14 protein-coding genes are annotated in these 12,528 nt (G+C 45.4%); 7 read left to right on the top strand and 7 right to left on the bottom strand.

Annotation, left to right across the window (positions count from 1 at the left end; all coding sequences use genetic code 11):
- Window positions 1-55 precede the first annotated feature (55 nt).
- The 4 genes from ACLVWP_RS05405 to ACLVWP_RS05390 all read left to right on the top strand — a co-directional run bounded on the left by ACLVWP_RS05405 (window position 56) and on the right by ACLVWP_RS05390 (window position 3,394).
- Window positions 56-715 carry a 50S ribosomal protein L25 gene (locus ACLVWP_RS05405; RefSeq protein WP_413560521.1) on the top strand — a complete coding sequence of 220 codons (660 nt, stop codon included), beginning with the start codon at window positions 56-58 and terminating at the stop codon, window positions 713-715.
- Window positions 716-792: 77 nt separating this feature from the next.
- Complete coding sequence (pth, locus tag ACLVWP_RS05400; protein ID WP_413560520.1) at window positions 793-1,362, top strand: aminoacyl-tRNA hydrolase; 570 nt, start codon at window positions 793-795, stop codon at window positions 1,360-1,362.
- Between the two features lie 45 nt (window positions 1,363-1,407).
- Entirely contained in the window at window positions 1,408-2,508 is a 1,101-nt protein-coding gene (gene ychF, locus ACLVWP_RS05395; protein ID WP_413560519.1) for a redox-regulated ATPase YchF, read from the top strand.
- 70 nt (window positions 2,509-2,578) lie between these two features.
- Window positions 2,579-3,394 carry an outer membrane protein OmpK gene (locus ACLVWP_RS05390; protein ID WP_413560518.1) on the top strand — a complete coding sequence of 272 codons (816 nt, stop codon included), beginning with the start codon at window positions 2,579-2,581 and terminating at the stop codon, window positions 3,392-3,394.
- 119 nt (window positions 3,395-3,513) lie between these two features.
- Here ACLVWP_RS05390 and ACLVWP_RS05385 read toward each other — a convergent pair whose 3' ends face one another.
- From ACLVWP_RS05385 to ACLVWP_RS05375, 3 genes are read right to left on the bottom strand one after another with little or no spacing between them, the layout of a single operon-like run.
- Window positions 3,514-4,344: an ABC transporter permease gene (locus ACLVWP_RS05385; protein ID WP_413560517.1), complete on the bottom strand. Its 831-nt coding sequence runs from the start codon at window positions 4,342-4,344 to the stop codon at window positions 3,514-3,516.
- Entirely contained in the window at window positions 4,341-5,273 is a 933-nt protein-coding gene (locus tag ACLVWP_RS05380) for an ABC transporter permease (protein WP_413560516.1), read from the bottom strand. The genes ACLVWP_RS05385 and ACLVWP_RS05380 overlap by 4 nt, the downstream gene beginning before the upstream one ends.
- Before the next feature lie 21 nt (window positions 5,274-5,294).
- Window positions 5,295-7,694, bottom strand: a complete 2,400-nt coding sequence (locus ACLVWP_RS05375) for a transglycosylase SLT domain-containing protein (RefSeq protein ID WP_413560515.1) — start codon at window positions 7,692-7,694, stop codon at window positions 5,295-5,297.
- A 71-nt stretch (window positions 7,695-7,765) separates the two neighbouring features.
- On the opposite strand from ACLVWP_RS05375, the gene radA reads away from it, so the two are divergent.
- Window positions 7,766-9,166 carry a DNA repair protein RadA gene (gene radA, locus ACLVWP_RS05370; protein WP_413560514.1) on the top strand — a complete coding sequence of 467 codons (1,401 nt, stop codon included), beginning with the start codon at window positions 7,766-7,768 and terminating at the stop codon, window positions 9,164-9,166.
- A gap of 9 nt (window positions 9,167-9,175) precedes the next feature.
- On the opposite strand, the gene ACLVWP_RS05365 is transcribed toward radA, so the two are convergent.
- On the bottom strand, window positions 9,176-9,919 hold the full coding sequence (locus tag ACLVWP_RS05365; protein ID WP_413560513.1) for an SGNH/GDSL hydrolase family protein: 744 nt from the start codon (window positions 9,917-9,919) through the stop codon (window positions 9,176-9,178).
- A 74-nt stretch (window positions 9,920-9,993) separates the two neighbouring features.
- On the opposite strand from ACLVWP_RS05365, the gene ACLVWP_RS05360 reads away from it, so the two are divergent.
- Window positions 9,994-10,395: a Crp/Fnr family transcriptional regulator gene (locus ACLVWP_RS05360; protein WP_413560512.1), complete on the top strand. Its 402-nt coding sequence runs from the start codon at window positions 9,994-9,996 to the stop codon at window positions 10,393-10,395.
- Window positions 10,396-10,405: 10 nt separating this feature from the next.
- Here the strand turns inward: ACLVWP_RS05360 and ACLVWP_RS05355 are convergent, their stop codons facing one another.
- Window positions 10,406-10,666, bottom strand: a complete 261-nt coding sequence (locus ACLVWP_RS05355; RefSeq protein ID WP_413560511.1) for a hypothetical protein — start codon at window positions 10,664-10,666, stop codon at window positions 10,406-10,408.
- 126 nt (window positions 10,667-10,792) lie between these two features.
- Window positions 10,793-11,209, bottom strand: a complete 417-nt coding sequence (locus ACLVWP_RS05350; protein ID WP_413560510.1) for a hypothetical protein — start codon at window positions 11,207-11,209, stop codon at window positions 10,793-10,795.
- 160 nt (window positions 11,210-11,369) lie between these two features.
- Between ACLVWP_RS05350 and ACLVWP_RS05345 the strand changes: the two genes are divergently transcribed.
- Complete coding sequence (locus ACLVWP_RS05345) at window positions 11,370-11,828, top strand: hypothetical protein (RefSeq protein WP_413560509.1); 459 nt, start codon at window positions 11,370-11,372, stop codon at window positions 11,826-11,828.
- A 9-nt stretch (window positions 11,829-11,837) separates the two neighbouring features.
- On the opposite strand, the gene ACLVWP_RS05340 is transcribed toward ACLVWP_RS05345, so the two are convergent.
- Complete coding sequence (locus ACLVWP_RS05340) at window positions 11,838-12,527, bottom strand: PilZ domain-containing protein (RefSeq protein WP_413560508.1); 690 nt, start codon at window positions 12,525-12,527, stop codon at window positions 11,838-11,840.
- Window position 12,528 lies beyond the last annotated feature (1 nt).

The raw sequence follows: 12,528 nt of genomic DNA, 5'->3' as shown, positions 1-12,528 counted from the left end.
CTCGCAAGGGGTATTTGAAACAACCAATCCTCTATCGGACTAGAAGGAAGACATTATGAAAAATAGAATCGAACTAAACGTAGAAGCTCGTCAAACTGGTAAAGGTAACAGCCGCGAATTGCGCGCTAACCGCCAAGTTCCTGCAGTTATCTACGGAGCAATCTCTCCAGTTAACGTAACTGTTTCTGAAAAAGACATGGTTAAGTACAACACTCGTGCTTACGAAAATGCTCTTTTCAATCTTAAATCTACAGAGAAATCTGCAAACGGTATCGTTGTACTTGTTAAAAAAGTTGACGTTCACCCAGTTTCTCGCCGTCCACAACACGTTGATTTCTACGCTCTTGATCTTAAAAAATCAGTTCGCGTTAACGTTGAAGTTCGTCTTGAAGGTAAACCAGTTGGTCTATCTGAAGGCGGTATGTTGAACGTAGTTAACCGTCAAATCGAGATCGAAGTTCTTCCAACTGAAATCCCAGAATTCTTCACAGCTGACATCTCTAACTTGGCAGTAGGCGACGCTCTTCACGCATCTGACGTGAAAATCACTGGCTCTGCTAAATTGATCTCTTCTGGTGACACAACTATCGCGGTTGTATCTGCTCAAGAAGAAGAAGCTGCTGCAACTCCAGCTGCTGCTGCTCCGGCTGCTGCCGCTGCACCTGCTGCTGCGAAAGCTGCTCCAGCTGCTGCTAAACCAGCTGCGAAAAAATAGTTTTAAACTGTTTTATTTCCAAAAAGGCGGCTCATGCGAGTCGCCTTTTTTTTTGAATACGGCTTAACGAGGTATTTATGTCTTCATGGTTAATTGTCGGACTTGGAAATCCTGGTGGAGAGTACAAACTCACTCGTCACAATATTGGATTCATGGCTGTTGATTATTTCATGCAAGGCCTGGGTAACCCGTCCGTTAAGAGCCAATTCAAAGCCGAAGTGGCGCAAGCTTCTTGGCAAGGCCACACTCTTTACTTCTGCAAACCGCAAACGTACATGAACCTTTCTGGTGAGTCGGTGCAGCCCTTGATGGGCTACTACAAAATCCCTCTTGAGCACCTGATTGTGATTCATGACGATATCGACCAACCGTTCAATCAAATGAAGATTCACAAAAACCGCGGTCACGGTGGCCACAATGGAATCAAAAGCATCACTCAACTTATGGGCACTATGGACTATGCTCGCCTTAAACTGGGCGTAGGCCGCCCTGACAACCCAAACTATCCTGTCGCGGACTATGTTTTGGGTAAATTTACGAAAGAGGAGTTCGACAAAATGCCGGATTTCCTCAACAAAGGTATCGACGCTATTGAGAGTATCATTCTAGATGGTATTCAAAAAGCTTCGACAAAATTCAACGGGTAAGCTACATTCCCCCGTGTTATAATTAGGTTTTTCAAGGAGTTACTCATGGCTTTACAAGTCGGTATCGTCGGTCTTCCAAACGTTGGTAAAAGTACGCTTTTCAACGCTTTGACTTCTGCAAAAGCAGAAGCTGCCAACTACCCTTTCTGTACAATTGATCCGAACGTGGGTGTGGTAACAGTTCCAGATCCTCGTATGGATAAAATCACTACTTTCATTAAGCCTCAAAAAGTAATTCCAACAACTATGGAATTCGTGGATATCGCGGGTATCGTAAAGGGTGCTTCTCAAGGTGAAGGTTTGGGAAATCAATTCCTTTCACACATCCGTGCAACTGATGCGATCGTGCATGTGGTTCGTTGTTTTGATGACCCAAATATCATCCACGTTGCGGGTTCTGTAGATCCACTTCGTGACATCGAAATCATCAACACTGAGTTGATGCTTGCCGATCTTGATTCCGCTGAAAAGCGCGTGAAGTCTCGCGAAAAAACGGCGAAAACTGGCGCTGATAAAAAAATCAAATTGGAATACGAAGTTGCCAAAAAAGCAGTTGAAGCTTTGGGCAAAGGCTTGCCTGCACGTTCTGTTGAATTGGACGAGCAAGAAGCTTTGATGATGAAAGACATGCACTTCCTAACTGCAAAACCAGTTCTTTACGCGATGAACGTAAACGACGCTGACTTCGCAGCTGGTGGTAATGACTGGACAAGAGCCGTTGAAAAACGTGCCGCTGAGGAAAACAACACTACAATCTTGATCTGTTCTGCGATGGAAGCAGAGATCGCATTGTTGCCACCAGAAGATCGCGCTGATTTCTTGGCAGCTCTTGGTTCTGAAGAGCCAGGCTTGAACCGTTTGATCCGCGAAGCTTACAAGCTTTTGGGCCTTCAAACTTACTTCACTGCTGGTGAAAAAGAAGTTCGTGCTTGGACAATCCGTGCAAACACGAAAGCTCCACAAGCAGCTGGCGTGATCCATACAGATTTCGAAAAAGGTTTCATCCGTGCTGAAACTTACCACTGCGAAGACTTGTTCACTTATAAGTCTGAGCAAGCTGTTAAAGACGCTGGTAAATACCGTATCGAGGGTAAAGAGTACGTCGTTAAAGACGGCGACGTTTTGTTCTTCCGCTTCAATGTTTAATTTTAAAAGGGTTCCGCAAGGGACCCTTTGTTTTTTCTGGGCCTTTTGACTTTTGTGAATGAGGAATATAATGCGCAAAATTTTTAGTACGTTGTTGGTTCTCTTGTCTTTATCTACGTCTGCATTCGCGGCGACTATCACTGATGGTGATATCCATAAGGGCGATTACAAATGGTTCCAATTCAACATCATGCAATCTATCGACAACAAGATTCCTTTCCAGAATCAACAGGATACTTACTTTGAAATGGAGTTTGGTGGCCGTTCTGGGATCGTAGATCTTTATGGTTACTTGGATGTTTTTGACGTTTTCGACTCATCTAAAAGTGATCGCCACGATGGTGATAACTTCTTCTTTAAATTCTCTCCCCGTTTTTCATTGGACTACATGACAGGGTCTGATCTTTCCTTCGGCCCTGTTCAAGAATTGTATATCGCGACTTTGTTCAACGTGGGCGACCGCGACTTGTTTGAACAATACATCGGTATCGGTTCTGACATCCAAGTTCCTTGGTTGGGAAAATTGGGTGCGAATTTGATGGCTCGTCACGTACGCGAAAATTACGATGCTGGTGATGAAGGAACTTGGAACGGTTATATCCTAACAACGAACTGGTTTAAGCCTTTCGTGAATTTCGAAAACCAAACATTCATCACTTGGCAGGGTTATTTGGATTATAAATTTGGCGCTGATAAAATCGCTGATGATGTAGATCGCACAAACTGGTCCCTTGAGTGGTTCAATGGTATCTACTGGCATTCAAAACGATACGCTGTTGGTTACGGTTTGAAATACTATCAGAATATGGCGTTGTTTAAATCCGGCGGTATTGCAGGTGAGACTTCGGGCTTCGGTCACTACTTGGCTGTGACTTATAAATTCTAGTTTTTTAGCTGAGCCCTAAGGGCACCTGCTTCAAAAACAAAAAAGCCTCCCGCAATGGAGGCTTTTTTATTTCGGTATGTGCGGTTACCTCCGCTCCGGTAACCGCATGCGTCGATCAATCACTCGGCGCTTCTGGAGTTACGTTCGCGAGCAAAGTCGATCAGGATGTGGAAGCTCCACACGGTGAGGAATAAAATCAAACTTGGAAATAAAATCAAATGCGGGAAACTTGAAAGAGTCTTCCATCCTTCGCTGACAAGAATTCCCCAGCTTGTATAGGGAGGATGAACACCGATACCGATAAAGCTCATAAAGCTTTCGTATAAAATATTGGTTGGGATTTGCATCGCAACTAGCACCAACAATGTGCTGCCGATATTAGGTAGAATATGACGAACGATGATGTGAGCACGCGATCCGCCAACAGCGATCGCCGCCTCAACGAATGGTTTGCGTTTAGTTTCAATCACCATCCCACGAGTCACGCGAGCCATATTGATCCAATGAGTGCAGGAAATACCAATGCACAATCCCACTAAGGCTGCCCACTGCGGATCAGGAATGGGTAAAATCAGTTGCACGCTTAAACACAAGACCGCGACTAAAATGAAACTTGGAATCGCCATGATGATATCGCAAAAACGCATCATCACGCGGTCCACAACTCCCTCAAGCCAGCCAGCAATCGAACCATAGACAAAACCAATCAGGAACGTCAGAACCGCGCAAACCAATCCCACCGTCAAAGAAACTCGAGCACCCAATAAAACTCGCGAAAACAAATCACGCCCCAAAGAGTCAGTCCCAAACCAGTGGGACCAAGATGGCGATAGCAAAATTTGCTCAACATTCTGCTCGAAGCCCTGTGAGAAAATAAACGGACTCAGAATCACTGCCAGACTGAGGAGAATAAGAAAACCCGCAGCCAAGATCACCGAAGGACGCTTCATGCTTCCTCCTGGATTCTTGGGTCCACCGCCCTCATCAAAATATCAATCAGGGAATTCACGATAATCAACAAGGCTCCGTAAAACAACGTCAGTCCCACGATCAATGTGTAGTCACGATCTGCAAGGGCTGCGATAAACATCCCACCCAATCCAGGAATTGCAAAAAGCATTTCAACCAGAAAAGACCCCGAAAGCATCCCCACCAGCAAAGGCCCCAGATAACTTAAAAATGGAATTAATGAATTGCGAAGCACGTGGTTTAGCAAAATCGGCCACTCATGCACGCCTTTGGCTTTGGCTGTTCGTACATAGTCCTGATCGTAGTTTTCTTTCAAAGATGTTTTCAAAAGACGAACTAAAGAAGCCAGAGGACGTAAGCTTAACGTCAAAACTGGCAGAATATAATTTACTGGAGAAGTCAGAAACGCCGTCGGCAGCAAGTTCAAATAAAAACCAAAGAAATAAATCAACAGTGGTCCCCAGAACAAGCTGGGTAAAGAAATACACGTGATCATCACCTGATCGACGGACTTTTCAAAAAAACCGCCACGGTAGCGTTGGGACAGAAGCGACAATGCGAATGCACCGATCACCACACAAACTAGGGAAATCAAATTCAAACTTAAAGTATTACCAAAGCCATTTGCGATCATCGAAGAAATGCGCTGATCAGGATGAGCCATAGAAACGCCCAAATCCCCTTGAAGCAAAGACACCAAATACTTAGAGACCTGCGCAAACGTAGATTCTTGCAAACCCCACTGTTCACTGAGGGCAGCCTTCACCGTCGGATGCAGAGCCGCCTCGTCATCAAAGGGACCACCAGGCAAAGCCTTTAACAACAAAAAACTAAGCGCCACTAGCACCGCCAGTGACGCAATAATCTCAAAAGATTTTTTAAGTAGAAAACCAACCCAGTTGTTAATCAATGTTGCTCTCTTGGGAATTAACTAGATGTCGTCCCAGTTTTCCTTACCGACCAATTCCGCACTGACCTTAACGGGTACCGCTTCAGATAGGTATGGGAAAAGATCTTTCTTGTTGCCGTACAATTTTGCGTAAACATAAGCATTCGAAACAACGCGTTTAACATAGTTGCGAGTTTCTAGGAATGGAATGTGTTCAATGAACTCATCCGTTTCCAAAGTACCAAAGGACACCAACCAGTTTTTCACACGGTGTGGACCCGCATTGTAGCCTGCTGCCACCAATGGGATTGTATTGTCAAAACGGTCCATCAAACGTTTCAAGTAACGAGAACCGATTTTCACAGCCACATCTGGTTCAAGCAATTGTGGTGGTTTAAATTCTTTATCACCCACCAATGTTGCTACTTTGTATCCAGTGAATGGCATCACTTGCATCAAGCCCAAAGCACCTACCGGAGAAATCGCATCACGACGGTAAGAGCTTTCCGCTCTCATAATACCCCAAACAAGTTCAGTCGGAACTGTGAACTGTTTTGTGTATTTATCAACAGATTCAGAATACGCACGTGGGTAAGCAAGTTCCCACATAGCACGACCGCCATCAACACCTTGGGACGCACGAGTCGTACCGAAAGTAACTTGAGCGATATAAGACGAGCGATTGTAATGACCTGCTGTCGAGTACTCAGACATCAAAGTTTTCAAGTAATCACGATTGCGCGTTTTTCTTTCGATGTCATAAAGGTCCCAACGAGCCCATTCATTTTCACCGATGATCATCAAATCACGAGCTCGCTCGAAACGTTTCATCAGAATTGGGCTTGAGAAAGAAACCGCTTTATCACCACCCGCCTCGGCAGATTCTTCGCCTTCAGCAGCTGGAGCTTCGTCGTTGGCAGCAACATCAACAGCTTTGTTGTCTGGATTGCCTTCAACTTCTGCTTCTTCGTCACCTTCGCGTTCATCATCTGCAGAGTACTGAGTGATCATCAAGTTTTCTTCAGATTCAGAATCATCACCACGGAAAGACATATCGTCTGCGTTCGGCATCAAGAACTCACCCGCCGAAAAGCGAGAGATCATACGCTGCTGAGTCGGCAGATTTGTAGACGCCATTTTTTGCAACGGCATCACTTCCATTTTTTTCAAACGAGCTTGAGCCGCGATCGCGTAGTAACCAAGCAAAGGATCTTTTGCCAAGTTCGCCATTTTCGCACGAGCCTCAACCATTTTACCTTGGCGGAACATGCTCATCGCCATCCAGTAGCTCACACGATCATTCGGGAATGATTTCCAAGCGCGTTTGTTACGTTGCTTTTCCGACTGCATATCAGAGAAAGCTTTGTATGCGCCTGTGTAATCACCTTTAAGATATTTCAACCACGCCAAGTGCCACTTTGCATCCTTCGTCAAACCTGACGTTGGGTAAAGCTTCATGAACTCTTGGAATCTGCGAGCCGCACCATCGTAGTCTTGGAACTGATAGCTTAGGAATGCAGATTGATACAAAGCCTGACGGCCTGTTTTAGAACGAGGATTCAATTTATAAGCAGAGTAATAAGACCCCACCGCCAATTGAACTTCACCTGCGCGAGCAGATGCAGAGGCGAACAAGATCAGGTAATCGAAGTCGCGTTTTTTCTCTTCATAATAAGGTTTCAGCATGTCGACGGCTTTACCAAGCTCACCCTCTTGCATATAGAACTGAACTTGGAGTTTGTCTGCCAAGTACTTGTCGACTTTTGCAAGGTTCGTTTTCATCGCATTGATTTCAGTTTGCGCACGTGAATCCAGACCTGCGAAAAGCAAATATCTCACACGAGTGCGGAAGTCTTCAGTGGAAGTCGCGCAAGCTGTTTCTTTACCTTCAAATTTACTGGTCGCAAGGTCCACTCCCCAGTCAGCCACTTTAGAATAGCCCGGGTGTTTTTCGTAAAGACGAACCAACCATTTACACATTTGCGCGCGTTTGCCCAAACCTTGTTCGGCAACGGCCAAGTTATAGATGATTTCAGGATAGGATTCAGTATTGCGAGTGCGCTTTTCAAGCTTCGTGAACATTGTCGCCGCTTGCTTGTAGTTTTTCTTTTCAAGAGCGATCTGCCCCATCAAGTTCTGCACGTCGATGGTCATCTTCACGTTGGGTGAAAGAGACTCAATCGCAGCCAACTCCGTATTTGCCTCATCCAATTTGGCAGTCTTCATATAAGACTGAGACAAATAATAACGCGCGTACTCTTCAAGCTCGGTTTTATTTTTAGCAATCGTCTGGAATGCGGGAATCGCTTGCTCGTATTTACCGGCTTTAAATTGATCTAGCGCTTTTTTAAAAGAATCCAGCTCATCTTTGCCAGACTGAGCCATCGCCAATGGCGCTGCTAGAATAATAGAAAACAAAACAGACTTAACAGTGGTCCGCATCCCGTCACTCCCTCGAGGCATCCGATGGCATCATCCTTGTCACCATCTGCTAATAATGATACCGAATATTTATGGCAAAATCGAAAAATAAAACTGTCTATACCTGTCAAAATTGTGGAGCCCAGCGACCTCGTTGGGAAGGAAAGTGTTCCGACTGCGGTGCGTGGAATTCTTTCGTCGAGGAATTGCAGCTGGCGGAGCCTAAAACCCGAGGATGGTCTACAGGTTCGGCGGATAGTGTCGAAAAATCGAGCAATCCAGGAAAACCCGTGTCTTTGGACCAAAGCCTCGAAGCCATCAAGTTGGACCGCTTTGATACGGGGTTCAGCGAGCTGAATCGCGTGCTGGGCGGGGGTTTGGCGCGTGGGAGCTTCGTGTTACTCGGTGGATCACCGGGTATCGGTAAGTCGACTTTGCTTTTGCAAATGGCCGGCGGACTTGCCGCTGATAAACGCAAAATTTTGTACATCTCTGGCGAGGAAAGCGTCTCCCAAACAGGATCGCGCGCTCACCGTTTAGGAATTCGTTCTCCTTTGATCGAAGTGGGAGCTGAAAGCAACCTTCACAATGTGATGGAGCTGGCTCGCCATAAAAGACCTGACGTCTTGGTCGTCGACTCGATCCAAACAATGTATTTGTCTGATTTGCAGGCAGCTCCGGGTTCGGTGTCGCAGGTTCGTGAGTGTGCAGGTCATTTGATGGGTCTGGCAAAACAAGACGGTATCGCGGTGATTTTGATCGGTCACGTAACTAAAGATGGCTCCATCGCCGGCCCCAAAGTTTTGGAACATATGGTGGACTGCGTGCTTTCGTTTGATGGCGATACGTCCTATGACTTCCGTTTGCTGCGCACATTGAAAAACCGTTTCGGTGCAGCCCATGAATTGGGAGTTTTCCAAATGAACTCCAAGGGCTTGGAAGAAGTTCTGAATCCCTCTGAATTGTTCCTTGAAGAGCGCGGTGATCAGTTGATCGGTTCTGCAGTGTTCGCATCGATGGAAGGCACTCGCCCGCTTCTGTGCGAAGTTCAAGCATTGACTCTTTCAACGAACATGGCGATGCCTCGTCGTACTTCTTTGGGTATCGACGTGAATCGTCTGCATTTATTGACGGCGGTTTTAGATCGCCACTTGGATGTACGCCTCTCTCAAAACGATATCTTTATTAATGTCGTGGGTGGATTAAAATTGGTTGAGCCCGCAGCGGATTTAGCTGTGGCTGCTGCCATTTTGTCGACGGAAGGTCGTCGTGATCTTGACGCTAAAACTGTTTTCTTTGGAGAGATCGGTTTGACCGGCGAGGTTCGTGGGGTTTCATTCGTCGAAAGTCGTATTAAGGAAGCCGACAAACTCGGCTTCCAACACTTTGTGATTCCATTCTCGAACAAACGCCATTTGGCGGATTTAAAGATCTCAGGTGATAAGAAAATTTCTTACATCAAGAACGTAAAAGACTTGAGTCGTTTGATCTAATTAGGGTTATTAGCGGGCGCCGGAGCTATCTGAGGCACTGGCGCCTTTGTTCATCTTTTCCGTCATCGGAGCCTCATCTTTCGTACGCGCTCTAGCAACCTGTGGAAGCTCTTTGATTTCTTTCACCACCGATTGTCCCCACGCAGACGAATCCTTTGGTCCATAGTGAATGCCATCCGCATTGCCCGATGGATACTGAGTGAGCTTGGCACTGTCCACGTAAGCACAACCACCCTTTTCAACCACGGACTTAATTTCCGCGATGCCTTGGCTCAGATTCTTTTTAAAAGGATCTTTACCCAACGACGGTGGACCGATCCAAATACATTCACTGTTGGATTTTTTAACTGTGTCGACCATGGCTTGGATCGATTTTAATTCTGATTTGATATTGGTAGGACTCGCCAAGATATTGGTGCCCAAGGCAATCACCGTCAAATCAGGATGCAGAAGTTTTACGTCATTCGGAAACGAATCGATGGCCTGCGACTTCACTCGCTTTTCTTGGCCTTTAATGTCTTTCCTCCAATAACCACAATTCGTGGTTTTATACTTCCCACCTTCAGCCATCCAGGTTGAGGGAGACGAGCCACAGCTTGCGACCGACGTCACATTGGTGGAAACACTTCGTAAGTATTTATCGACTTCTTCGCCGAACTTTCCGTAACTGTGGGAATCACCAACGAAAACAGTGTTGAAGGCCAGACTTGTTGAACCGCTAATTAAAATGAGGAGTGCTATTACGTTCTTCATGACCTAATTGTACCCAACGCCCTCAAACATCATCAACCCTCTTGCTCGAAAACGGACTATCTGCGTACAATTATATGCAATCACACACAAAAGGTGCACGGATGTCAGCTCTTGAGCAGCTTCATAAGCAAGAATATAAGGCCGGCGAATTTATTTTCTTCCAAGGCGACGTGGAAAAACATTTCTATATTATCGAATCTGGCACTGTGAAAATCTGCACCATGGATCGCCATGGTAAAGAAGTTGAAATCGGAAAAATGACGGACGGAGAATCTTTCGGTGAGTTCGCCTTACTTGATAACTCTCCCCGTTCCGCTTCCGCAAAATGCATGACCGACGTAGTAGTCGTCAGAGTTTCTGAAGATGGCTTTAAAGAACTTTTAAATGATCTGCCGACTTGGGCAACGTGCATGCTCAAAGCTTTTGTGTCTCGTCTAAAAAAAGTCATGGACGAACAAAAAGACAAAGAAGTCTAAGAAAAAATCCTCAGCCAAAATCATCTCCCAGAAATTTCTGCTGCAGACGTTGCAGGTAAGCACTGACGACAACGCCCGGCACTTGATACACCTTCATCAAAACAATGAAATCCGGCACAGGAATAGGCATCCCATCCTCCCACTGAACGATAAACTGTTCCGGTATTTGGGAATGCTCAGATGCTTCGCTTAAACTCATGCGAACATTGCGTCTGCGCTCTTGCAGCCATATCGCCACTTCTCGAGCAACCAGCACTCTGACCTTTTTCATTGTGTCCTCCCTAGGCAGTTATTTTTTGAGTAGGAACCTAAGAGAGGGAGTGTAAATTATGTGTAGATTAAAATCGAGAATAGTGACGTTTTGTCCGGAAGCGAATCCGGGACTCGGACGCAGAAACTATTTTGTCTTCTTCTTCAAAGAATCCAGCTCTTTCTTAATACGAAATGACTCTTTGGCGATCTCTGCCAAATAGCGAGCTTCATCTTCTGATGCTCCCATTTCATTCTTAATCGAGAACCAAACTTTATCTGACTTCGCAACCGCGTTTTTCATTCGCAGTTGTTCCTGAAGAGAAACAAAACTTTTTTCGTTGAAACCATAAAGATACGCGATGGCTTTGATCCATACATCAAGACCACCCTCTCCCTTGTAGAGCATCTTCTTAACTAAGCTTGGAGTTTTCCCCAAGACTTTCGCTAATTGATCAATATCTTTTTTGTCTTCGACATGGGCTCGGAGAAGACTCTGAAACGTTTCACGTGCCAGCGTCGCTATGTTCTCAAGGTCCTTGTCGTTCTTTTTAGTTTCACCCACACTCAATAGATTACATACCCTCTTGCTCTTGTCTAATACTCCGTAAAACTGGTCGCGCCATCATAGACATATTATTACAAACCAAATCTTGTGGATAATTTTATTGACCTTTTTATGCCATTAGGTCAATTATTTTATATCGAGTATTTTTAGGGAGCTTATGAGTAAACAACTTAGAAAACCAAATCAGTCCGGCCCCGCCTCTAGCGAAGACAGCTTTTTACTCGAAACACCAGATAAGGCTGCGCAACAGCTGGATGCCCTGCTTTACTTTATCCATCGGCGTTACACCAGATCCTCATCGACAGCGATTCCTCATCTGGGAAAGTTTTTAATTACGCGAGCAGAAGTGATTTTCACTAATAAGCTGCGCTCGATCCAGATCCAAAAAAGGCCCGAAAGGAATGTATTGCAGATTCTCGCCCCGCCTGTCGACGTCGACTCCGAAGAGAACCGCCGCATCTATTTATTGAATGAGTTCTCCGATCTGATTTTGAAGTATCAGAAGCAAGCGTATCTGCAGATTCGCGACATGGTTTTAAGAATCACCGACAGTGAGGGACACGAAGCCTTGGTCAAAGACTTTGAAAGATACAAGGCCACCGAAAAGAAACGCTGAGCTGAAGATTTATTTCTGCGTGGGATACTTAACGAAGATCTCGCGCTGCAGATCGACCATCAGACTTAATAGACGGCTCTCCATACGATTATCGACGTTCCTGAATTGTAAGCCAGCCACCTGGATTCCGTTTTTGTTGTCGGAAAAACGAACTTCCAATTCAAACTCGATAGGTCGACGCACACCTAAGCGCATTGTCCCACGGATGATATCATCCGTCTTTAATGCGGGAATATCGGTCGCCATCGCAATACGCAATCCACCAGCACTGACATCCAAAATTTTGCAGTCGATGAAAAACTTTTGCGAACCGTGCTGCATTAGATTGAAAACCCCATCGTACTTGGTTGGGAGTTCAATACGCGCATTCGCACGTCTTTGCAGTTGGAACAGATCTCCATCGATACGGATATGTGCCCAGCCCGTTGAAAACGTAATGTCGGTTCTAAAGAAATAACGTTCGGACTTGAACAGGAAATTCACCACTACGGACTGCGGCTTTTCAAACAGCTTAGAATTTGAAGTGTGATGACAAAGCAGAACTTCGTCCTTATCCGTTTGCACTGCAATCAGATTAAAGAACGAGTCATCGTCCCCCTTCACCGCCACTTGAATTTTGTCGTGAGCAAGTTCACGGAAAAGAAACTTCTTTTCCGATACGGGGACTTTTTTAAAAATATTCTGCTGTCCAAGTTGCATA

The organism is Bdellovibrio sp. HCB209 (assembly GCF_047306065.1).
Classification (GTDB): Bacteria; Bdellovibrionota; Bdellovibrionia; order Bdellovibrionales; family Bdellovibrionaceae; genus Bdellovibrio.
The sequence above is the reverse complement of the archived record's forward strand: the minus strand, read 5'-3'. Positions and strand labels throughout refer to the sequence as shown.